We start from the raw sequence: 22,103 nt of genomic DNA, 5'->3' as shown, positions 1-22,103 counted from the left end.
TATGCGGCTAGAAAGAAAATATGATTCATTTTTTGCGTAATCACGATTCTATTCTATGACACTGTTATAATTTTGCAAAGAGTCATTTTTTGTAATCTAAAACGACTGAAAAATAGTGATAAATTCAAATATTATGGTGCGGACGGCGGGACTTGAACCCGCAAGGTCTTAGACCGGCAGATTTTAAGTCTGCTATGTTTACCGTTTTCATCACGTCCGCGATAAGAACTTTCTCATAAGCCATATCTTTTATTGAATCAAGAATTAATGATTAAGAAAAAAACTTTTCATTTTTGAATGAGATTTTGACTGACAATGGTTGTCTTTATAGATAGAAGATAAGTAGGAGCCTTAATAACTATAAATGAAGCATGAAATGACTGTTATTATATTATGAGTAAATTTATTCAAGACGTAACTAAAGCGATGAAAGCTTTGCATCATGTGTTTGCTGAAACACCACTTCAAAGAAATGATTTTCTTAGTCAAAAATATGATGCAGAAATTTATTTAAAACGTGAAGATTTAACGCCGGTGCGATCTTATAAAATTCGTGGTGCTTTCAATTTTGTTTCAGAAATGCTGGATAAGATATCTCCAGATGCAGTATTCGTTTGTGCTTCAGCGGGGAATCATGCGCAAGGTGTCTCTTTTGTTTGTCGCTATTTTGAGCGTAAAGGTATGATTTTTATGCCTGTGACGACGCCACAACAAAAAATTGATAAGACGCGTATTTTTGGCAAAGAATTTGTGGATATCCGTTTGGTTGGTGAGACGTTTGATCAATGTTATGCAGCTGCGCAATCTTTCGTTATGGAAAGTGGGGGGGTGATGGCTCCGCCTTTTGATGATATTCGTATTATTACCGGCCAAGCGACAGTTTTGTGTGAGGCTGTGTTGCAATGGAAAAAACTCAATGGAGAAAGTGAACCAGATTTAATTATTGTACCTGTAGGCGGTGGTGGTTTGGCTAGTGGTGTTAGTAAGTTTTTACAAGAATGTGGTTGGAAAACGGAACTTCGTTTTGCTGAACCTCAGAGAGCTGCAAGTTTGCGTGCTTGTTTAGAGGGTGGAAAACGTATCAAACTTGAAAATATCGATACATTTGTTGATGGTGCTGCAGTGGCTGAAATTGGTGCATTAAATTATGCAATATTGAATCAATTTTCGCCTGATTCTGTTATTACAATTCCTGAAAATCGTGTTTGTTCTACAATGGTTGAAATGCTTAATGTTGAAGGGGTGGTGCTTGAACCAGCTGGTGCTTTGTCTATCGATGCTCTTAATAGTATTCCCCCCGAGGAATTGAAAGGTAAAAAAATCCTTTTAATTATTTCAGGTGGTAATTTCGATTTTGAGCGTTTGCCAGATATTAAGGAGCGTTCTCTGCGTTTTCAAGGCTTGAGAAAATATTTTATTTTTAGTTTTCCGCAACATCCTGGTGCGTTACGTAGTTTTCTTGCCACATTATCACCGGATGATGATATCGTGCGCTTTGAGTATCTTAAAAAATCAGCAAGAAATTTTGGCTCTGTGTTAATTGCAATTGAAACAAAAAAATATAATAACTTTTGTCTTTTAAAGGAAAAATTTCAAGCTTTAGGCTGGCGCTATCGTGATATTACCGATGATCAAACATTGTTTGATTTTGTTATTTGAGAAACTGGGATTTTTACTGAAATGACAAAGATGAAAATAAGATCTATTTTTTACTTTATGTTGAGTTTGTTTTTGTTTTTTTATGTTCATCAACAGAGTTTTTCATCGGAACCGACAGCAATACAAAAGACTGAACTTTCAAGATTAATTGTTGATGTTAATAATGCTGTAAAAAATGGAGATTTTGTGCTTATTTCTCATTATATGCCTGATCGACTTTATCAGGAAATGGCGCGTCGATTGAATATGGCAGAGAGTGATTTACGCGATAATTTTCTTGAACAACTGCGTAGGCAATTTAAAAATTTGCCTATCGGTGCTTATCGTTTAGATGAAAAAAATATAGAATATTTGCAAACTAATAATGGTACTTTTTATGCTTTAGTTCCGACGATACTTGAAAGAGAAGATCGTATTCTTCAATATAAAACTTTGGCAATTTTTGATAAAACTCGGTGGTATTTAATCTATGGTGGTCAGAAAACTGTACAAAATTCAGTTTTTTTAGAGATTTATCCTGATTTTAATAATGTACATTTACCGAAGGAAACAATAATAAACAAATGATCCTTTCTTTTTTATTATAAATATATCTCGCAAAGTCTTTGCTTTTTTGTTATTCATCTAACGATAATAGGATGAAGGTGTTTGAGCTGATTAGCGTGGCTTAGTGAAAGGTGCGTTTTATATGCTTTTGCCTTGATTTTAGGGTTCATAGGCTGCGCAAGGCGTTTTTTTAAAGCGTTACTTTACAAATTGAATATGTCAAGACTTCCTTTGCGCGGATTCTTGAGAAGAAAAGTTTGGCTTATGACTTTGTTTTAGTTGTAAGGCAGAGGAGAGATTTTGTTTTGTATATCAAAAAAGAAAATGTTTTTATAAAGTTAGGTTTGCCCACTCTTTTGGTTAAAAACTTACTCGTTGCTGGGATGAATAAACCTAAGCCTATACAAGAGCAAGCTATTCCAATGATATTGAAAGGGCACGATATTTTGGGAATTGCTCAGACGGGCTCTGGGAAGACTTTGGCATTTGGTTTACCTATTTTGAGTCAGATTTTGGCGTTGGGTGATAAACGTTATCCTAAAACTGCACGTGCTTTGATTTTAGCACCTACGCGTGAGCTTGCTGTTCAGATTGATAAAACAGTTCGTATGGTTGCTAGAGGAACGCATCTTTCAACATGTCTTGTTTTTGGTGGGGTATCGCGTTTGAAACAAATTAAACACATGGCAGCAGGTGTAGATATTTTGATAGCAACACCAGGTCGTTTGAGAGATCTTATTCGTGAAAAATGTGTTGATCTTTCACAATCTCGTTTTTTAGTTCTAGATGAAGCAGATCGTATGTTAGATATGGGCTTTATTCATGATGTACGACAAATTGCCAGGCTGTTACATCAAGACTGTCAGACAGCACTTTTTTCTGCGACGATGCCGAAAGAAATTACGGCACTTGTAAAGTGTCTGCTCAAAGATCCAGTTAAAATAGAGGTTTCTCCTCAAGGAACGACAGCTACAGAAATCACGCAAAAGTTATATTGTGTCCCTACACGTGAAAAAAAGAATGTTTTAAGTAAACTTTTGACAAATCCGGCTTTTTCTTCTGTTATTGTTTTTACCCGAACCAAACACGGTGCTGATGCTGTCACGCGGAGTTTAATAAAGATAGGGTATTTAGTTGCGACGATTCATGGAAATAAATCACAGAGTGCTCGCCAGTCTGCTTTAAAAGCTTTTCGTGAAGGAACAGTACGGATTCTTGTGGCGACAGATATAGTAGCACGCGGTATTGATATACCAGGAATAAGCCATGTTATTAATTATGATTTACCAGATGAAGCTGAAAGTTATGTACATCGGATTGGTCGTACTGGGCGCAATGGGGTGCTTGGTGAGGCACTCACACTTTTTGATGAAGGAGTAGAAAGTGCACGTTTGCGTGCTGTAGAGCGCTTAATTCGTATACGATTAGTGCGTGAGGTTGTTCCAGAACAATTTTCTGCATTTCCAGTCAAACCAGTTATGCCAGAAGATGAAAAAAAAGAAAATGATAAGAAACTTGGTTTCAAGAAGGCTAAAAGTCAAAAGAAATTTTTAAATTGTAAAGATGAAACTAAACAGCTACAGGGGAAGAATTCTATATCTCAAAATGAAAGGCATAAAAGAGCAAAAGCAGCAAAGCGTGCAAAGCTTTTTCGTTTTCGCAAGTCCGTGAGGAAGGCAGCTTAAGTGAAATGTTGAAATTGGTTTTCTTTAAGCTTAAATGAGAGCAAGAAAATACGACGTAATAGTTATACCAAAAAGTTAAGAGAAGCTTTTAAAGCCTTTTACTATTTAGGAGTGGAAAGAGTTTAAAGAGTTGGTGTGATTTATGCGTTTAAAAGATTTGTTCTTTCAGAATATGCTGTCCTCTTTTTTTGGATTCATCATCTTTTAAAGTTATGCATAAAACTATATCTTATCTCTCTATGCGGACTATAATGAAAAGAAATTTATGGCTGGTAAAAGTTTCTTACGGTCTTTCTTGTTTTTCCTATAGTTATTTTTTAATAAACTTTAGGGATGGCATCGGTGAATCTCTATCTAATACACATTGCAATTTAGAGAATAGAATGCAGTATGATGCCATTTAACTTTTGCGGATGGTATTTCGACTAGGATAAGATTTCTTTATTGTATAAGTTTTTACGTTAGAGAAGTTTTTTGTTACGTTAGTGTATTTAGAACAGTATCTGATAATGTAGTTTTCATTGTTATTTTTTAACTGATTCATTTTACCATAAGATTTTGCTATCTTTATAAACTACATAGTTTTTCACAGCAGCATTTAGCAAGATTTTAAAAGCTTCTAAAAATTGATAAAAGAAAATACATTTAAGTAGTAGGAATGAAAATAATCTTATCTGATATTCCTCACCTTAAAAAAATTAGTAAAAACAGTGAATTATATGGGATAAAAAATGAAATGGCTCCCCGGGCCGTTCCAATTATTTTAAATAAAATAAATGAGTTATTACGATATGGGGGAAATTTATCATTATTGATTCCATTATGTTTTTTATAGCGTTATCCCTCATTTTTTTGTAGTTTTTTTATCGCCTCTATAGCTAACCTTTTACGATCTGCGCTCTTTGTGTAGAGAGATGCCATTTTATCTTCTGTCCATCCAAAGATTGCTTTGAGTTGTGAAACTGTTGCACCTGAATTAGCGGCGCGTGTTGCTGCTAATTTTCTTAAGCCATGTGCTGATTTTTTGATTCCCGCTACGTTACAAGCCTCACGAAAAAGGTTGCCAAAACTTTCTTTAACGAGCTTATTTCCATTTTTCCCGCAAATAAATGTTTCATTTCCAATAGGACCAATTTTAAGGGTTTCTGCTAATTCAGGCAAAATTGGCAGAAAAACATCTGTTTGGAATTTGCTTTTCTCTGTCTTGAGATGAATGATATTATCTTTGACGTCTTTCCAGCCAATTCGTACCGCATCACCACGACGTAAACCCGTGTAAAGAAGGACATCAATCCAGACGCGTTCATGCGTTCCTAGAGCCCATTTTTTATAATATTTCTCAACATCTTCTTCTGCCCAAACAGCAAATCCATCTTTGTTGTTGTAAGCTGGTCTTTTTACTCCTACTGTTGGATTGTTTTCTAAAAGCTCTTGATCAATTGCCCAATTAAAAAGACCATTAAGTGCTTTTAGAAAATTGTGAGCAGCTGTTGGTCTTTCTTTGCGGCGTTCAACTCCTGCTGTAATATGTGCTTTTTTTATTTCTCTGTATGGAATGTTTCCTATAGCATCACATACCTTCATAAGGATAAGTTCTCTTTGTCCTTTCGTAGCTTTAGCAAGGCTATGCCAATGAACGCTGTTAAAATACTGTTTAAGCAGCCATGCAAATGACCCTTCAATAAGTTTACCTACTTTAGGTTTTGGGGGGATGATGCCTTGTAACTCGGCAAGTGCGCTTTTGTAGTTATCAACAAACTCTTGCGTTCCATAGGTCCCGCGAATTCTAATGCGTTTGCCATGACCAATGCGTACATACCATACAATTTTGCCATGTTGAGTAATTTGTTTGACAAGATGAGGGGGGCGTGGTTTTGGCATGGCATTTTACATTTTAGAGAGCAAAGCTTCGTAATATTCATTTTTTGACAAATCTAATAACTTATCAGGATGCGCTGCTGAATTTGGTATTGGGATATCAGATTTAAGATAGATGAGGAGTTCGCCTGTAGGCTTAATTTCTATGAGTTCACATCCTTGCTTTTTAGCTTCTCTTAAAGCGCGTGCAATAGCTGGTTGGGTTATGGTAGCAGGGCGTGGCGCCATGTTTTTTCTCCTTACATTTAGATGCAATTCACGTGTGGCGTGAATCACGCATTACTTGAAAGTGTTAGGAAAGGGCGGGGGTGCTAAGAGGTATGCGTTAACACAAGCACCCCCATAGAGTTAAGCAGCTCTTGCCAAGATCTGCTTCATGTCTTGATCTATTTCCGCTAAAAAGGCTTCAACAGCTTGATTGATCTGTTCAATTTGTTGATCATCACGGAGAACACGCTTGACTTTCATGCGCAAGTGAAAGGATTCACCAGCAAAACGTGGATCAAAGCTTACAAAATCACACCACTTTCGTCCTGTACAAGCCATTTGGAATTGCATTTGTGCGTGATATTCTGGTTTGATTTCGTCACTTATACAAAAGCGCATATGTGTTACTGATCTCGGGCATTTGACTTCGATTAAACCGTCTTCTCCAATGAGACCATCAGGGCTAGCCCCCGCCATTTCCATTGTGGGGTGTTCTATAAAGCCGCATTTTATTATATTGGCATCATAAATGAAGCCATATTCTCTCAAGGCATCATCTTCATGTTCAATGCCCCATCTCATATCTTCAGTTTCATAATAGGGGCTTGTTTCGCCTGTTAAGCGCTCTGTTATGAGTTTGATTTTGTAGTCTTCATATTTGCTCGTAGGCAATCCTTTTGCTGTTTTACTGAGTATGTTGTAAATGTTTGATGCGGTGACTTTACCCAAGCGTGCTTGAAACCATTCTGCTGTTCTTTGTTCCATCTCACACCGCCGTTCTTTGTTCTTGTGGTGCATATTCTATATCTTGGACGTGAATATATTCGGCATCTTGTATAGGCGCCTCTATTTGCTTTTGTTGTAGGAAAGATTGTTCTTTTTCATTCTTTCTCTTTTGCAAAATATCCAAAATCCTTTGTGCTATTTCATCAGGAAGATCTTCAAGCCTATCGACTTTTGCATAATCAAGCACTTTTTCCTCTTCTGTTTGAGTGATGTTTATTAATTGTTTGATTTGCGTAAGCACATCATAAGAAACTAACTTCGTTTGTACGTTATGGTTTGCTTCATGGATACGTGCGGCTTCATCTTCTTCATAAATACCAGAAAATCCGAAAGCATAGCGAGCACATTGTATAGTGGCTTTGTGACGTAGCATGCGTGCTGGATATTTTTTCCATGCTTCACTTTTTTCTTGTTCGCATTCTTTGAGATATTCGGTGACTTCGATAGGATCCTTAATTCCTTTGAGACGAATAGCACATTTGATAGCAATGAGATTCCCATCCTTATCGAGTTGATCTTGAAAGGTCATGCCATCAAAGTTAGGATTTGATTTGATGATCTTTATCCAACCGTCGATAGAAACAACAGGGATCATGCCGCCGCCTTTTTTAGGAAATACATAAATTTCTTTAGTTAAAGGATTAAGTCCATAAGTTTTGGCAACAAAAAGAAAAATAGCAAATTCCGCATCAGTGATGACACTAGCATTTTTATCTCCAATACAAGTTTTTATGATTGTGGTTTGAAATTCTTCAGCAGAAAATCCATATTTTCTTGCTATTTCTTTTAAAAGAGTGGAATTTTTCATCTTGATTTCCTACATTGCGCGCAATTCACCGCTCGCATTCAATAAAATATTGACGGGCTTGTTTACCTTTTTCATTACGCTCTACCATGGAAAGTTCTTTTGCCATTTCCAAAGTGAGATGGTAATTAATTGCGATAACAGCTCTAGATTTTGCGCTCGCCAAATTTGGTGACCGCAAATCTTGTGTTTTTATAAAATCTTGTCCTTCTATAAAATTGTATCTGGTAATACGGTCCTTAATCCAATTGGAAAAGTCACGTTTTGCCTCTAAGAACGCATGCAATTCACGTGCGTTGACTGTTTGAACGCTTTCTTCGTTAATGGTGTTATTTGTAATAGTGATAAGATTATCCATTTTTATAATCTCTTCGAATTACCAATATTGATAAGAGAAGGGGGCGCTCTTAAAAACGCCCTCTGTAGTGTGTATAGTGAGGGTAGTTTGGAATGACATCCCAAAGGGTTAAACGGTGCTGTTGTTCATAAGTACCGTATGTTTCATCTTCATATCGCTGCTGTTCGATTTCTTCTAAAAAAAACCGTATGCTGAACTATGCGTGACAAAGTCGTGAGGAATGTTTCCGTTAAAACACTGTTCTTCACGTTCTTTAAGATAGAATTCTGCGAGATCTTCAGAGATATCTTCGCAACGATTAGTCGTTGGTTCTACACGGAAGATTTGAACAGCATTATCGGCTTCATCAATAAAGTTGATAATGTCTTTTTCTTCGAAGAAAGGTCCAGATTTAGCAATATTGTCTCTCTCATCATTGCACATCACTAAGAGAATTTCATCAGAATTTATAAACACTGGTTTTTTCACAAATGCCTCCATACCAAAATATTTAAATACATTTTGAAAAAAACGCCTTGACATAGGTTTTTTTTTCGGGGTATGGTGTTTGTATATTTCATATTTAATGAACGGTGTCAATAAAAAAAATTCATAAAATATGAAATTTTGTAAAGGTAAAAATTAATTATGGATAATACAATGTTAGAAAAACTTTGGAATTATGGAGATAAAAAAGTTATGGCAGCTATTATTCTTTGTCTAAAGAACAAGAATTTTGAAGAATCGTTAAAACAGCTTTCTGAACTTCAGGTTTTGCTTGGTAATAAAGACGAATAAATTGTTCAGATTCTTTTATTAAAAAAGGTGGGATTTCACCAAAAAAATCAATAATCTTTATTAGTTCGTCCGCTTTTATTAATCTAGGTTTTATTGGTTTATTTTTTGCTGAATTACTTAGCATGTTGGATAAAGTAGATGGCAATACCCCTAAATGTTTAGCTAGCATTTTTTTGCTGCCGTGCCCATTTTTAGCTAATTGCTCATTAAGCCATGCTTTTAACTGATCCGATTCCATAAGGATAAAGCTCTTTCATGTGATATGAAAAATCAATAAAAAAAAACTGAATTTTTATCTTGATAAAATTCACAGAATATGAAATTTTATTGTTATGAAAAAAGAACCTGCGTATACCATAATAAAATATTTAGGGGGGGCTGTTAATGTTTCGCGTATTTTGCAGAAATGTAAAGGCGCTGTTTATCGTATCACTTATTCTAAAGAGAAAGGTGGTGCTAATGGGTTATTTCCTTCAATTTATCAGGCGCAATTATTAAACTACGCCCGTGAGCATGGGATAGATTTACGTCCAGAAGATTTTTTTTATCCCGAGCGCTTGCAGTCATTAATGCAAGAGCGTCCCCCATTGTCGAAAATTTGCAAAAGTTCCAGCGTTGATAGCGCGGGTGAGACTTTGCAGCATTAAGGAGATCAAAATGAGTTTAAATGAAATTTTACCAATAGCACTTGTTGTAATGTTGTTTATCAGTGCAGGAATATTGCGGTTTGCTTTTTCTTATCGCGAGCAGGTTAAAGATCTAAAAGAGGAGGCAAAAAAGAAAAAAATGAATTTTTAAGAGAAACTGTAGAGCTTACTCATGAGCGTGATGCTGCGGTTAAAGAGCAGAATAGGGCAGTTATGGAACGTGATGCTGCGGTTAAAAGAGCAGAATAGGGCAGTTATGGAACGTGATGCTGCGGTTAAAGGGCAGAATAGAGCAATTATGGAACGTGATACTGCGGTTAAAGAGCAGAATAGAGCAGTTATGGAACGTGATGCTGCTATTGAAGAAAAAAGTAGAGTTATTAAAGAACATAATAGAGAAATTGAAGATTATAACAATACCCTTAAAGCGCATAATGAAACTATTAAAAAACGTGATATTGTAATTAAAGAACTGGAGCAGAAGATAGATGAATGTAATGAAAGCTTCGAACGGAAAGATGGAATTATAGCTTCCTTAAAAGCAGATATTCAATCACGCGATGCGGAAATTGAAAAATTGAATCAACGGAATCATGAGGATAAAGAAGAGCTAAAAATGCGGGGTGAGCTTATACAGATAATAAACGCAGAAGTTCAATCCCGTGTTGAGGAAATTGAGAGGCTTAAACAAGAGCTTAAAGATAATGTTGTAGCAGTTGATCCAACTAAGAAGTACGAATTCACTGGTGAAATAAAAGAATACAAACACAGTGGTGAGAAAGGTGGTTGTACGCATATTCTACATCGTATTCGCGCATTAAAAGACTTTGGAATCATTAAAAAAGGTGATTTAGGAGGCTGGATAGCGAAAGAAAGAAACCTTAGTCATGATGGTGACTGTTGGGTTGGTGGAGATGCTATGGTTTTTAGTGATGCTCAAGTTTACTCCAATGCTCAAGTTTATGATAAAGCACAGGCTTATGGAAAGGTAATTATTGGTGGGAATGCCAAGGTTTATGGGAATGCGCATGTGTATGAAAATGCAGAGATTTGGGGTTCATCACAGGTTTATGAAGATGCCAAAGTTTACGGTTATGCTACCGTTACTAATAAGGCCCAAGTTCACGGCAATGCACAAGTTTATGATGAAGCATTAATTTGTGGCACTGGAAAAGTTTATGAAAATGCAACTGTTCGTGGTGATACACGTGTTACTACAGAAAGCATTGGCGGTGGTACTTTAGTTCATAGTGGAGAAATGTCTTTTAGTAATAAAACTAGCTCTTCTGAGAAGAAGGGTAAGTGAGGAGAGAGGGATGGGCTTAATTGCACTTATTATATCTTGTATTGCTAATTTGTGTTCATGTTATGCGGTTTATACCAATTTTAAAAACATAAAAATGCTTAGACAAGCGATAAAAGAACGAGATGAGTTAATAGCGTCACAAAAAGCGTTGATGGAAGGACAACTAGCAGAAAATGAAGAGAAAATACAACAATTGCAGCAATTGCAACAAAAAGTGCAAGAACGTTTGTTGGAATCTGAACAGAAGAAATCTAAAGAGCAAGAATATTTGACTGAATATGAAAATATTAATGACAATCTTCAAGAGCCTGAAGATGTTCGTGCGCTTGTAAGAGAGTTTGTAAACAAAGCTCCAATTATAAATGAATATAGTGATGAAAAAGATGATGATAGAGCACGAAAGATATTGCAACAATTGATGATGGATGAACAGAGAAAGAATGAAGCAATTCAAATTATTAACGATGTCCATACATGGTTTATGGCAAAAAAAACCGTTACAATTGAAGAAGTTAATAAATGGGATAGATCGCAATATTTATTATTTCATCTTGTGAGGCCAAAGCCACTGACATGGGCCGAGTTGGCTGAAAAAAGTATTGAGGAACAACAGCGTTATTGTTCAAATTGGAAAACCATTATTCTTTGAACGTAACAGCTGTAAGAATTCTGGTTCTGGTTCAAAGTATTGAATATCGCGGACGGGAAAATTCACTTTTTCTGGTGGATTTTGAGGATCTACGGCAGTGTGTTCTAAAGTGAATGTTAGTCTAGATGGTGTATTATTATTTATAGGTGCGATAGTAAGAACCAAGTATAGCGAGCTGGAAACATCAAGGCTAAATACATTAAGAGTATCATATATTTCAGGTTCTACTTTAGGTTTTTTTAAACAGAGAAGTTTGAAATTTTTGGGGGAGATGGTGTGTACCTTTTTATAAGGAGGAAAAGGATAGGATACACTATATGTTGCATGAATAAATCTAAAAAGGCTGTCTTTATTTATACTAATCGAATTGATTGTAATTGGTTGTTTTGTAGGATTTGCAATGAATAAAGCTATATCGATAAATAAAAATACGTCACTATCGGGATCTTTATATGTTCGCATATATTGTGATAAAACATTAAGTTTTCTTTGCTCTAAAATTTCTGTCTGTTTTTCTAGAACGTTGGTAAGCTTTTCTAGCGCTTGTGCTTGTTGTTTAGTTGATTTAGCTATGTCCATGGCATTAGCTAATTCAGTTTTAAACTTTTCTAGATCTTCCTTTCTCAATTTTTCAGCTTCTATTCGATCTTTTTTTCTTAATTTAAATGTCTGTTTAATAGAAAGAAAAGCAAAAATTGCTGATAATAAAGCACCAACCGAAGAAAGTGCTGAAAATAATACAGAAAACGCGGAAAATAATACAGGATGCTGTTCTATCCAATTTAAAACCGCTTGCATACTTCTCACACCCTTCTTTCCTTCATTTTCGGAAAAAAACACTTCTATAAAACACGTTTTGTATGGAGAGGTGCGGTGAATAACACGATTCTTTGTTTTGATCTAGGTACCAAAACGGGGTGGGCGATGTGTGGAGGGAGAGGTGACATATTTAGTGGCACCGTTGATTTTAAATCACGCCGTTTTGAAGGCGGTGGGATGCGTTATTTACGCTTTAAGAGATGGCTTACAGAAATAAAGCAGACAGCAGGTAACATTGACGCGGTTTATTTTGAGGAGGTGAGGCGTCATGTTGGAACCGATGCAGCGCATGTGTACGGTGGTTTATTAGGTCACCTAACGGCTTGGTGTGAACAGCATCAGATACCGTATGAGGGTATACCGGTTTGTACGATTAAGAAAGCGACGACAGGTAAGGGGAATGCGTCGAAAGAAGAGATGATTAAGGCGGTGCGTGCAAAAGGGCACAATCCGAAAGATGATAACGAAGCAGATGCTTTAGCAATTTTATATTTAGTTAAAGAAAGGGAATTGGGGTATGTCCAGTAAATTACCATGGACGAGGCTTTTTGCAGACAAGTGGCTACTTGATCTTGCATATTTGCCTGCTGTAGAGGGCAATATCTATATGCGATTACGGTTACGTATGTTGCATACTGGTGAACCTCTTTTTTATAATATTAAAGTTTTATCTCATTACACTGGTTATTCAGTGAAGAAGTTTGAAGCGGCACTGAATGTTTTGCTTGAAGAAGGATATTTCATTCGTTTAGCAGATGGTTGCTTGTGGAATTTAGATGTTGAAGAGGAGTTAAAAGCAGAAGAAGCATTAAAGGAAGCAGCTTTTATTCAAGAGGGGGAGGGGAATGATGGCAAATAAATTACCTTGGGTACGTAATTTTTATCAAGAGTGGATTATGGACTTTGCTGGCACTGATGCAGCAGAAAAAGCGACTTATAGTACACTCACTGCTTTTATGTATAGAACTTGTGAACCGCTTTATGATGATGCTTCTGTTTTAGCACGTGCTGTTGGCTGTTCAGTACAAATTTTTAAAAAGTCATTAGAAAAACTCATTCGAAAAAAATTAATTATTCGATTAGAAAATGGAAATTTATGGAGTGCACAAGTTGAGGAAGAGTTACTAAATTGCAATGAGAATTTAGATAAATCTTCAGAAAAGGCTTCAAAAGCAGCAAAGGCAAGATGGGATAAAAACAAAGATAAAAGCAATCATGATGCTAGTGAAATGCATATGCAATGCACAAGCAATGCACAAGCAATGCATGAGCAATGCTTGGAAATGCACAATAACATTAACAATAACAATATATATAAAAAAAATAAAACTAACGTTTTATTAAAAAAAGAAATTGATTTTGAAGATTTAGAAACAACCGATTTGGTTGACGAGCCAATCGAGTGTGATGTTGATAGCCAATCAGAACAAATCGAAACGTTAGAAACCAACCAACCAATCATTCACGAGCAAGAAAGCGTTCCTAAGAAAGCCAAGCGGGTTAAAACCGATAGAGGCTGTCGATTGCCTGCGGATTTTGAACCCGATTACGATTTTGCCATTGCAGAGGGCTTGCTTCCGGAGCGTGTGAAAGTCGAAATCGCAAAATTTCGAGATTATTGGAATGCCAAGGCAGGTAAGGACGCTAGTAAGCGTGATTGGCAAGCAACGTGGCGCAACTGGGTACGCAAGGCAATTGAAGATTTACAGAAAGGAAAAAACTATGGAAAGCCAAGCACTGGAACAACAGAACAGCAGCGTGGATGGAGTTATCGCGTTGCACAGCACATGTCCAATATCAAAAATTCAGATAGTGTGTACAAATTTTTATTCGAGGATGACAACCGAACCACCGTTCCTTTGGAAAATGGGGCAAAAACCATTGATTGCAGAAGCGGAGAGAGTTACCTCATTAGTCCATGATGCGTTGCAAAAGCTTGAAAAGAAAGCGACTGAAGAAGAAATTCAAACCACGTATCTTGTCCTTTCAAATGGACTTAAGAGCCCCATGGGATCAGATGAGAAAGCGACAGCGCTTGCGTATCTTTACGCTCTTGAAGGCATAAGCAGCTGGGTATTGCAAACGGCAACAAAGAACGCGTTGAAAGGCAAAGCAGAGGGATTAAATGCAACCTTTATGCCATCAACAGCAGATTTTTATCGTTACTGCGAAAAGCTTGAAAGCGATATTCGCTTTCGTGCAGATCGCCTTCTAAAGAACCTTGAAAAGCCTGAAAAAGGAACAAATCAAAAGGCACCGATGCCATCAGAACGTATAGAAAAGGTTCAAAAAGAACTTGAAGAGGTTTTAAAGGGCATTGAAGGATAAACAGCAAAGTAGTGAAGTTTTCTGATGATTTTGAGAATAGATATGCGTTTAAATTGACAGAAAGGCACCGTACAAAGCGATTTAAAGATTTTGTGATAGGAAACCACATTGAATTAAAAACGCTTCTGTACGATCCGTTTTGAGGCAAATAAACCCATAGGTAAAATTAAGGTTTTAAACATGCGAATTTTACAACATGTGTTCTTAACAAATCGTAAATCAAGACCCAAAAAGTTTATAGCGACGGCGGTGGGATATGCCCCATGGGGATTAGGGGTAGCTGAGTATTTTTACAACCTTTACGAATATGAAGATGGGATGAGGGAATATGAGGAGTTCGATGGTGGACAGTATCATGAAATACCTAACAAAGTTGATTACAGTACCAAGGCTCAAGTGAAAGCATGGATTTATGGAGGTGATTTGCCAAAAAACATTTTGAATTTTGAAGCGTTGATAGGTGAGGTAAATGGGAAAATCAAAAAACGTACAAACGGTAATCAGTTGATTTGTGAGATAACGAATGATGGAGAATGGGGGTATCCATTGTCTTGTGAAGAGGTAGACAGAGAGCTAGAAAAAGCACTTGATATTCAATTAGGTAAGTATCAAAATGAAAAAAAGTGAAAAAAATAAAAAATACGTATTGACTTTAAAGAAAAGGTCGTTTAGAAAGGTCGACAAGTGCTTAAAAACCACGAATCCAATAGCGGATAAACCACGATAAGGTTTCTCCCATACCTTTAGAATACTGACTTTATTTTATGCTATCATTAGCATATAACGATTTTGTCGGGTGTAGCTATACCATACAATACCCTTCGCGAGGGAAAAGTATAGCGGCGGACTATTGGCCGTGTTTTTAGCGCCCGGCGCCCTTATGGGCTGTCAATTAAAAACTTCTAACCAATAGAAAGAATTTATCATGACAAAAAACGAAATCCAAATAACCACTGATTTCTTATGTGATTTGTGGATGGCAGTGTGTAAAGAAGTTAACACTGATTATACTGAAGATGAATATAGCAATGCTTTAGTTGAATTAATGGCAGATTTAGAAAAGGTTTTGGTTTTAAAATTACAAAACGAAATGCCTAATTTTACAAAAATTTTAGCAATTATTACAGAATTTGGTCATTCTGAACCAATTCAATCAATAGCGCCTCTTTTAAAAGCTTATAGACCTGATTTTGATAATGTACATAGCATAAACGAGGCAGCGTGAAAATGGTACAGGCGCGGCGGGGGCGCCTGCTTTTTAACTTTTGTAGATAAAAGAAAAAATAAATAGGGAAGGGAAAGATGTCACAAAATTTAATCAATGTAAATCAAAAAAACTCAATAGATGTAAATCAAATCAAAATAGATGATAGCATTCAAACAATGTCTAGTGTTGAAATTGCAGAGTTGTGTGGTAAGCAACATAAACATGTTATGCGTGATATTAAGAAAATGCTTGAGGAATTATACCCTATAGGGGGTCTCCCCAAATTTGGGGGGGCTGATTTTACTGAGCCCAAATTTGGGCTGAGTGATTTTGCAGGGGTCTATAAAGATTCAACTGGTCGTACTCTCCCTTGTTACAACCTCCCCAAACGTGAATGCCTCATCTTAGTTTCTGGTTACAGCACCGCTTTACGTGCAAAAATTATAGACCGTTGGCAAGAATTAGAAAAGCAAGTTACACCACAAATCGATTATTCAAGTCCTCAGGTAATGTTAGGTGTATTAACTCATCTAAAAAATGAAAATGAGCGTAAAGACATCATCATTGCAGAGTTAAAACCAAAAGCAATAGCTCTTGATGGTTTAAAGCGTTCGGATGGCTTATTTGGGATTGTAGAGGCAGCAAAAATATTGGAAGTAAGACCTAAAGATTTAACAGATTATTTGCGAAGATATGGCTGGGCTTACAGAAGAGCGCCTGGCGCCCCCCTGTTACCCTATCAAGATAAGATTAAAAAAGGTCTTATGGATTGTCCTGTTATCACTATTCAAAAAAACGATGGTACAGAAAAAACAGTACCGTCAACAAAAATAACAACAAAAGGATTGGCTTTATTAAGAGAGCAAATCCATGGAAATATGCAATAATTAAAAAAACGGCGGTGCGGGGGCGCCTCTTTAAAACATCTCATCTCATTTACAAATTAATCGAATATTAGATTAGGAGCTACCTATGACCACTAAAAATGTATCCAAAAAATATGAACTTACTAATGAAACTACAGAAGTTAAAGACCATCTCTATGGTAGAGTTAGAACACTTTATCGCATTAGAGCTTTAAGAAGTTTTGGAGGTGTAAAAAAAGGAGATTTAGGGGGCTTTATTGAAAGTGAATACAACTTATCACATGATGGCAGTTGCTGGGTTGGTGATGATGCCAAGGTTTATAATGCTGCTATGGTTTGGGGGCATGCGAAGGTTTTTGAAAATGCAATAATTTGTGATGAGGCGTGTGTTAATGGGTTTGCAAAGGTTTATGGCAATGTACGTGCTTATGGAAAGGCAATTATTGGTGGCAGGGCGCGTGTTTTGGGAGATACGCAACTTATTTTGGGGGCATGGGTTACAGGAAGAAAAGAGATTTCTACAGGTTTAATATCCTTTTGTAGATAGATAAAGACTGTAGAGGAATTGATTAAAGCGGCTGTGGCGTCTAAAAGATAGAATAAAAAAAGCCGTGTCCTTATGAACGCGGCTTTTTGGGAGAAAATTCACAATTCATGAGACATGTTACATATTCTGTGTATAAACGCAAGAGCGTTTTTATCAAATTGAATTTTAAAATACATCGGGCTATTATTGATTTGCAACGTCATGGTGGCGTTGTTTTTAATCATTCTATAGTTAAAACGCTATTTCTTTAAGATATCATAAAACAAAGCCGTGCCAATTTATTTTGGCACGGCTTTTATCTTATTGTTTTGCAATGCAGACTATGTGAAATAATCTAATACAAAACGTGTATAAAAGCAAATTTATTTTAATTCTATTTGCACCTTAAAACAAATTGTGCTAAACTGATAAAGATTTAAAAAACTGGAGACCTTGTCCATCTTTAGATGGCAAGGTTTTTTTATTTCACGTTTATAACCATGCTTTTTAAGCCTCTAATCACTTTAAGCAATCAAATGATAGCGAATAAAAAAACCGTGCCTTTAAAGACACGGCTTTTATAGATACAGTTCTGTTTTCTATCATCCTCTAAAGAAGGCGAAGGATCTACATTACACACTTCGTATAAAAAGCAAACAAACAAAGAAAATAAAAATGTGATTCATTATTTAGATTCAGTATGTTACAATAGATTTTATTTGTCAATATAACCCGTAATGTGTTATATTATCATCAGTTGTAAATTTGTTTGGTTGTGACGTGTCATTTCCCCATAAAGGATATCAAGTGCATGCTTAATAAAGTGATTTTAATTGGTTATCTAGGTGCTGATCCCGAGTGCAAAACAATGTCATCTGGTGGTGAGGTGGTCAATTTCCGAATGGCAACGTCCGAGAGCTATACAGATAAGGCAACCAATAAGAAAGTAGACAAAACCGAATGGCATTCCATTGTGGTGTTTAATCCACATCTTGCAAAAATAGCACTCCAATATCTCCATAAAGGAAGCAAAGTCTATATTGAAGGGCAGCTCCAAACCCGTAAATGGCAAGATAAAAACGGTGTTGATCGGTATGTAACAGAGGTCATTTTACCTAAATACAAAGGCGAGTTAAAGCTTTTAGATGGCAAAAATGATGATGATCAAAAGCAATCATCACCTTATGACAGAAGCTTTCATAGACCTCTTGATATGCCCCATACCGTTATGAATGACCGTGTTCCTTTTTAAGGATATTATTGAATGAGGAAAGTGATCATGTTAAAGCAATTCTGTAAAGTTGTATATTTTGTGGGGTATGAATGATATGTACCAAGTTCAGCAAATTGCTAACTTCTTTCTTGAAAAGGGACGTGAAGAGAATATCCCAATTTCTCCTATGAAGCTCATTAAACTGGTGTATCTTGCGTATGGATGGATGTTAGCAGCTACAGGTAAGCGTCTCTTTCCTGATCGTATAGAAGCATGGCAGCATGGTCCCGTGATTCCGGCTCTTTATCATGAGTTTAAAGATTGGGGAAGGCGTTTTATCGATTGCTATTCTCGAACAGTTGATTTAGAGACAGGAGAAATTTTGATTCCTAAAATTCCTAAAGAATCCGCTGATAAATATACAGTTAAGTTATTAGAGATCGTCTGGAATGCTTATAAAAATTTTTCACCTTGGCGCTTGCGCAATGAATCTCATGAGAATGGATCACCATGGGAGAGAGTATATGATTGTGGGCAATTTGGTGTGAAGCTACAAGACGATGACATCAAAGAATATTTCACACAAAAAATTAACGGGTATTTACAAGAGCCGGAAAAAAAATAAACACCTTCATCTTAAGCAACTTCAACGTGCAAGTGATGCTGTTGGAAATCAATCTGTTAGAGTGATTGCAGATTGTCTTCCGAGGAGAACTGTTCATTATGCTGTTACAGAACAAGAAATAAATCTATTAAAAGATCAAGCAACGTCTGCATGTCGTTTTCATGGAATAATGGGGACTTTATTGGGTACGCTTTTAACTTTGTCCATAGAACTATTTTGGGATGAAAGTCATTTAGAAATTAAGCGAGTTTTTATAATTATAATATCGATCATTCTGGTTTCGTTATTCTTTTATAGTCTAAAGTTCAAGTCAAAAGCAGAGGAAATTTGGCAAAATATTAAACAGGAATCTGGGGACATAAGTGAAAAAAACAAAAAGAGGGGACGCCCTAAGATTATAGGGCAGGTAAGAGAGCCAAATGGTCGTATAACACGTGCAAAAACACCACGTGAATCTGTTGATAAATTGGCAATAGAGATACGTGCAAAACGCTTTGGTTTAACGCTACAAGAGGCAAAAAATCCGCTCTCTAGTACTTACATAGGGCGACTTTGTTTGCAAGGCGTGCTTACACAAGAGCAATATGACGCCGCGCAACAGTATTTACAGATAAGAAACGACTATTTGTGCGCAAAAGGCTTGCCAAGTGCTGTTTATGATGAAATGCCCTCATCAGCAGATGATAAGGCAAGGGATAAGTGGGTAGAATTTGCAACAGAACAGTTTTCTAATATGCAAGAGGCACTAAAAGAAGCCCAGTGTCTTTATAGACAGTACAATCTTTACGCAGCGCTACAGTACCTCGTTATAGAAGATCAAATGCTACCACATCTTGTGAATTCACTGCGGGTTGCTCTTGATGCGCTTCAAAAGCATTTTGATCGTAAATGACAATCTCTATTACGGTTTCATTATATCATATATCGTTGGTAAGTCTCTGCAAAATCTAGCGACTTGTTTAGTGTTTTCATAATCACCGGTGCTCACGTCAGATACTACAACTATCATTTGTGTTTTGGGGCTAATGCCAGTTCCAGTCGAATTACTAAGAAATTTTTTTGCATAATAAATCATTGGATTTTTGCTGTTATTGGATTCGTTGTATGCCCACATAAAATCTCTTTCACTCCAATTATGTTCATAACGTAAACGACTTATTACATTGGGTAGCATTGCCCATGACATTTCTTCATTATACTCACCCCGCAATAAATTCACAAAGCGTCCACATAAAATAACGAATACGTGACGATGCAATACAGGATCAAATTTGGAAGGCATCTTATGATGGCCACGGCTGTATACAAATTCTTGTGCTTGGCTTAGCTTATTAAAATGCGTAAAGCCAGTATATTCTTTACTCGCGTATTTGTCGTAAAGTTGATTATACTTCTCTATAGTATCTACACTTGTAAACATACGCGTCAATTTGTCTATAAATCCAAATGACGCTGATGCAGGTAGCGCTGATATAGAAAAGAAAGCTATAAATGTTATGATGCGTGTTATGGATAATGATTTCATCATTTTGAACCCTTAATTATTTATAAGCGCTGTTTAACAGATTCCCTTTGAATATATCAATATGTGTTATTTTTGTGTTGACAAATTGTTGCAAATCGTATTTAATGACGTTGCTGTACTTAGGCGTATTGTGTCTAGAGAGGGAAATGTACAGTTCGAAATCCCCGCAAATGCGGGGTTTTTTATTATCTGGAGGGCGTATTTTATGACAGAAAATACACAGCAGGATCCACAACCCATTAAAAAGCGTATACCACCAAAGGCAGGTCAAGGGCGTGTCAAAGGTGTTCCCAATAAAATGACGCGCATTTTAAAAGAAGCAGTGGTTAAGGCTGCTGAGAATGCTGGGAATAAAATTGGCAAGGATGGTTTGATCTCTTATTTGGAAAAGCAGGCTATAGAATGTCCAGCGGCTTATTTAGCGTTGCTTGGTAAGGTGTTGCCTTTGCAAGTGACAGGTAAAGATGGGGGAGCTGTTAAGATGATAACGCGTGTAGAAATCGCGCCTTTAGTGAATGACGACACGACAGATTAATATTGTTCCAAAGCTTATACCGATATTTACAGGTAAGGCTTTGGTGCGTGCTGCTTGGGGAGGGAGAGGATCTGGAAAGACAAGATCATTTGCCTTGATGGCTGCTTTAAAAGGCTATCAATTTGGTATGCAAGGGATATCAGGCACTATTCTTTGTGCACGGCAGTTTCAAAATTCTTTGGCAGAAAGTTCATTGGAGGAGATTAAACGCGCCATTGAAGCGCATGACTTTTTAAAGGACTATTACAAGGTTGGGGAGTCGTCGATTAAGTCGATAGATGGTCGTATAGCCTTTCAGTTTTCTGGTCTTGACCGCAATATTGCAAGTATCAAATCTATGGGGCGTATTTTGCTTTGTTGGGTTGATGAGGCAGAGCCCGTTACAGAGACGGCTTGGCAAACGCTTATACCGACTTTGCGAGAAGAGGGAGAGGGGTGGAGAGCAGAGTTATGGGTGACATGGAACCCGTTGCGTGAGAATGCCCCCGTTGAGAAGCGGTTTCGCTTTTCAGACAATGGGGCAATTAAGCGTGTAGAGATCAACTGGTCAGACAATCCGAAGTTTCCAAAGATCTTGAATGAAGCGCGATTAGATGATCTGAGAAACCGCCCCGAGACCTATAAGCATATTTGGGAGGGGGCTTATCTTACAGCGGTTCAAGGTGCTTACTATCAAAAGGAAATGTTGGCAGCTGAGCAAGAGGGGCGAATAGGGCGTGTTGCTCGTGATCCTTTAATGCAAATACGCGCCTTTTGGGATATTGGGGGAACAGGAGCCAAGGCAGATGCAACAGCGATATGGATAGCGCAGTTTGTGGGGCGAGAAATCAGAGTTCTCGATTATTACGAAGCACAAGGACAGCCTTTATCAGAACATATCGGTTGGTTGCGTCAAAATGGTTATGAGAAGGCATTGATGGTTTTGCCTCATGACGGTGCGACCAGAGACCGTGTGCACAATGTGAGTTTTGAGAGTGCTTTAAATGATGCGGGCTTTGAAACGCAAGTGATCCCTAATCAAGGGGCAGGGGCGGTTAAGATGCGTATAGAGGCGGTGCGACGTATTTTGCCTTCAGTTTGGTTTCACGAGGAGACGACGGTAGCGGGTCGTAAGGCACTTAGCTGGTATCATGAGAAATGGGATGAGAAGCGTGGC

28 protein-coding genes, 1 tRNA gene and 1 pseudogene are annotated in these 22,103 nt (G+C 37.1%); 20 read left to right on the top strand and 10 right to left on the bottom strand.

Going from position 1 to position 22,103, the window contains the following annotated elements:
• Nucleotides 1-134 precede the first annotated feature (134 nt).
• Nucleotides 135-220, bottom strand: a tRNA-Leu gene (locus tag QWU_RS07685).
• A gap of 173 nt (nucleotides 221-393) precedes the next feature.
• Between QWU_RS07685 and ilvA the strand changes: the two genes are divergently transcribed.
• From ilvA to QWU_RS07670, 3 genes are all read left to right on the top strand, one after another.
• Nucleotides 394-1,659, top strand: coding sequence for a threonine ammonia-lyase IlvA (ilvA, locus tag QWU_RS07680; RefSeq protein ID WP_006590306.1), 1,266 nt, complete (start codon nucleotides 394-396; stop codon nucleotides 1,657-1,659).
• Nucleotides 1,660-1,695: 36 nt separating this feature from the next.
• Entirely contained in the window at nucleotides 1,696-2,226 is a 531-nt protein-coding gene (locus QWU_RS07675) for a hypothetical protein (RefSeq protein WP_026017336.1), read from the top strand.
• Between the two features lie 284 nt (nucleotides 2,227-2,510).
• Nucleotides 2,511-3,890 (top strand): DEAD/DEAH box helicase, encoded by a 1,380-nt coding sequence (locus QWU_RS07670; protein ID WP_006590308.1) that lies wholly within the window; start codon nucleotides 2,511-2,513, stop codon nucleotides 3,888-3,890.
• Between the two features lie 837 nt (nucleotides 3,891-4,727).
• On the opposite strand, the gene QWU_RS07660 is transcribed toward QWU_RS07670, so the two are convergent.
• From QWU_RS07660 to QWU_RS07630, 7 genes and pseudogenes are all read right to left on the bottom strand, one after another.
• Nucleotides 4,728-5,771: a tyrosine-type recombinase/integrase gene (locus QWU_RS07660; RefSeq protein ID WP_017196531.1), complete on the bottom strand. Its 1,044-nt coding sequence runs from the start codon at nucleotides 5,769-5,771 to the stop codon at nucleotides 4,728-4,730.
• A gap of 6 nt (nucleotides 5,772-5,777) precedes the next feature.
• On the bottom strand, nucleotides 5,778-5,996 hold the full coding sequence (locus tag QWU_RS07655; RefSeq protein WP_006590310.1) for a hypothetical protein: 219 nt from the start codon (nucleotides 5,994-5,996) through the stop codon (nucleotides 5,778-5,780).
• A 120-nt stretch (nucleotides 5,997-6,116) separates the two neighbouring features.
• Nucleotides 6,117-6,740, bottom strand: coding sequence for a lambda exonuclease family protein (locus QWU_RS07650; RefSeq protein ID WP_017196530.1), 624 nt, complete (start codon nucleotides 6,738-6,740; stop codon nucleotides 6,117-6,119).
• A 1-nt stretch (nucleotide 6,741) separates the two neighbouring features.
• Nucleotides 6,742-7,569 (bottom strand): phage recombination protein Bet, encoded by an 828-nt coding sequence (gene bet / locus QWU_RS07645; protein WP_006590312.1) that lies wholly within the window; start codon nucleotides 7,567-7,569, stop codon nucleotides 6,742-6,744.
• A 25-nt stretch (nucleotides 7,570-7,594) separates the two neighbouring features.
• Complete coding sequence (locus tag QWU_RS09450) at nucleotides 7,595-7,924, bottom strand: antA/AntB antirepressor family protein (protein WP_006590313.1); 330 nt, start codon at nucleotides 7,922-7,924, stop codon at nucleotides 7,595-7,597.
• Nucleotides 7,925-7,973: 49 nt separating this feature from the next.
• A pseudogene (locus tag QWU_RS09445) lies at nucleotides 7,974-8,392 on the bottom strand (hypothetical protein).
• A gap of 220 nt (nucleotides 8,393-8,612) precedes the next feature.
• Nucleotides 8,613-8,939 carry a hypothetical protein gene (locus QWU_RS07630; protein ID WP_017196528.1) on the bottom strand — a complete coding sequence of 109 codons (327 nt, stop codon included), beginning with the start codon at nucleotides 8,937-8,939 and terminating at the stop codon, nucleotides 8,613-8,615.
• Nucleotides 8,940-9,033: 94 nt separating this feature from the next.
• Here QWU_RS07630 and QWU_RS07625 point away from each other — a divergent pair, with 94 nt between their 5' ends.
• From QWU_RS07625 to QWU_RS07610, 4 genes are read left to right on the top strand one after another with little or no spacing between them, the layout of a single operon-like run.
• Entirely contained in the window at nucleotides 9,034-9,348 is a 315-nt protein-coding gene (locus QWU_RS07625; protein WP_017196527.1) for a hypothetical protein, read from the top strand.
• Nucleotides 9,349-9,358: 10 nt separating this feature from the next.
• The gene (locus QWU_RS10060; protein ID WP_017196526.1) at nucleotides 9,359-9,499 is read left to right on the top strand and encodes a hypothetical protein; all 141 of its coding nucleotides are present in this window, start codon (nucleotides 9,359-9,361) and stop codon (nucleotides 9,497-9,499) included.
• A gap of 21 nt (nucleotides 9,500-9,520) precedes the next feature.
• The gene (locus QWU_RS10420; RefSeq protein WP_050980789.1) at nucleotides 9,521-10,654 is read left to right on the top strand and encodes a hypothetical protein; all 1,134 of its coding nucleotides are present in this window, start codon (nucleotides 9,521-9,523) and stop codon (nucleotides 10,652-10,654) included.
• A complete protein-coding gene (locus QWU_RS07610) occupies nucleotides 10,599-11,303 on the top strand; it encodes a hypothetical protein (protein ID WP_244428383.1) in 705 nt (234 codons plus the stop codon). Before QWU_RS10420 ends, QWU_RS07610 begins: the two co-directional genes overlap by 56 nt.
• Here the strand turns inward: QWU_RS07610 and QWU_RS07605 are convergent.
• Nucleotides 11,277-12,101, bottom strand: coding sequence for a hypothetical protein (locus QWU_RS07605; protein WP_017196524.1), 825 nt, complete (start codon nucleotides 12,099-12,101; stop codon nucleotides 11,277-11,279). The genes QWU_RS07610 and QWU_RS07605 overlap by 27 nt on opposite strands.
• 75 nt (nucleotides 12,102-12,176) lie before the next feature.
• Here QWU_RS07605 and QWU_RS07600 point away from each other — a divergent pair, with 75 nt between their 5' ends.
• From QWU_RS07600 to QWU_RS07550, 11 genes are all read left to right on the top strand, one after another.
• Complete coding sequence (locus QWU_RS07600; protein ID WP_017196523.1) at nucleotides 12,177-12,650, top strand: crossover junction endodeoxyribonuclease RuvC; 474 nt, start codon at nucleotides 12,177-12,179, stop codon at nucleotides 12,648-12,650.
• Entirely contained in the window at nucleotides 12,640-12,981 is a 342-nt protein-coding gene (locus QWU_RS07595) for a DUF1376 domain-containing protein (protein ID WP_006590322.1), read from the top strand. Before QWU_RS07600 ends, QWU_RS07595 begins: the two co-directional genes overlap by 11 nt.
• Nucleotides 12,971-14,044 (top strand): DUF1376 domain-containing protein, encoded by a 1,074-nt coding sequence (locus tag QWU_RS07590; protein WP_006590323.1) that lies wholly within the window; start codon nucleotides 12,971-12,973, stop codon nucleotides 14,042-14,044. Before QWU_RS07595 ends, QWU_RS07590 begins: the two co-directional genes overlap by 11 nt.
• Nucleotides 13,989-14,450 carry a hypothetical protein gene (locus tag QWU_RS07585; protein WP_006590324.1) on the top strand — a complete coding sequence of 154 codons (462 nt, stop codon included), beginning with the start codon at nucleotides 13,989-13,991 and terminating at the stop codon, nucleotides 14,448-14,450. The genes QWU_RS07590 and QWU_RS07585 overlap by 56 nt, the downstream gene beginning before the upstream one ends.
• Nucleotides 14,451-14,630: 180 nt before the next feature.
• Complete coding sequence (locus QWU_RS07580) at nucleotides 14,631-15,077, top strand: hypothetical protein (RefSeq protein ID WP_017196520.1); 447 nt, start codon at nucleotides 14,631-14,633, stop codon at nucleotides 15,075-15,077.
• 298 nt (nucleotides 15,078-15,375) lie between these two features.
• Nucleotides 15,376-15,675, top strand: a complete 300-nt coding sequence (locus QWU_RS07575; RefSeq protein ID WP_017196519.1) for a hypothetical protein — start codon at nucleotides 15,376-15,378, stop codon at nucleotides 15,673-15,675.
• A 77-nt stretch (nucleotides 15,676-15,752) separates the two neighbouring features.
• On the top strand, nucleotides 15,753-16,544 hold the full coding sequence (locus QWU_RS07570; protein ID WP_017196518.1) for a Rha family transcriptional regulator: 792 nt from the start codon (nucleotides 15,753-15,755) through the stop codon (nucleotides 16,542-16,544).
• A gap of 85 nt (nucleotides 16,545-16,629) precedes the next feature.
• On the top strand, nucleotides 16,630-17,070 hold the full coding sequence (locus QWU_RS07565) for a hypothetical protein (RefSeq protein ID WP_017196517.1): 441 nt from the start codon (nucleotides 16,630-16,632) through the stop codon (nucleotides 17,068-17,070).
• A gap of 790 nt (nucleotides 17,071-17,860) precedes the next feature.
• Nucleotides 17,861-18,301 (top strand): single-stranded DNA-binding protein, encoded by a 441-nt coding sequence (gene ssb, locus QWU_RS07560; RefSeq protein WP_017196516.1) that lies wholly within the window; start codon nucleotides 17,861-17,863, stop codon nucleotides 18,299-18,301.
• Between the two features lie 67 nt (nucleotides 18,302-18,368).
• Nucleotides 18,369-18,887 (top strand): Panacea domain-containing protein, encoded by a 519-nt coding sequence (locus tag QWU_RS07555; RefSeq protein WP_244428455.1) that lies wholly within the window; start codon nucleotides 18,369-18,371, stop codon nucleotides 18,885-18,887.
• Between the two features lie 394 nt (nucleotides 18,888-19,281).
• Nucleotides 19,282-19,779 (top strand): hypothetical protein, encoded by a 498-nt coding sequence (locus QWU_RS07550; protein ID WP_026017334.1) that lies wholly within the window; start codon nucleotides 19,282-19,284, stop codon nucleotides 19,777-19,779.
• A 9-nt stretch (nucleotides 19,780-19,788) separates the two neighbouring features.
• Here the strand turns inward: QWU_RS07550 and QWU_RS07545 are convergent, their stop codons facing one another.
• Nucleotides 19,789-20,415, bottom strand: a complete 627-nt coding sequence (locus tag QWU_RS07545; RefSeq protein WP_006590334.1) for a hypothetical protein — start codon at nucleotides 20,413-20,415, stop codon at nucleotides 19,789-19,791.
• 202 nt (nucleotides 20,416-20,617) lie between these two features.
• On the opposite strand from QWU_RS07545, the gene QWU_RS07540 reads away from it, so the two are divergent.
• Both QWU_RS07540 and QWU_RS07535 read left to right on the top strand, forming a co-directional pair.
• On the top strand, nucleotides 20,618-20,947 hold the full coding sequence (locus QWU_RS07540; protein WP_017196513.1) for a hypothetical protein: 330 nt from the start codon (nucleotides 20,618-20,620) through the stop codon (nucleotides 20,945-20,947).
• Nucleotides 20,928-22,103, top strand: a 1,176-nt coding sequence (locus QWU_RS07535) for a PBSX family phage terminase large subunit (RefSeq protein WP_017196512.1), incomplete at its 3' end; no start/stop codon positions are given. The genes QWU_RS07540 and QWU_RS07535, both read left to right, overlap by 20 nt.

The sequence above is a fragment of the Bartonella birtlesii IBS 325 genome (assembly GCF_000273375.1).
In the GTDB taxonomy this organism is placed as follows: domain Bacteria; phylum Pseudomonadota; class Alphaproteobacteria; order Rhizobiales; family Rhizobiaceae; genus Bartonella; species Bartonella birtlesii.
This window is presented reverse-complemented; position numbering and strand designations above follow the sequence as displayed.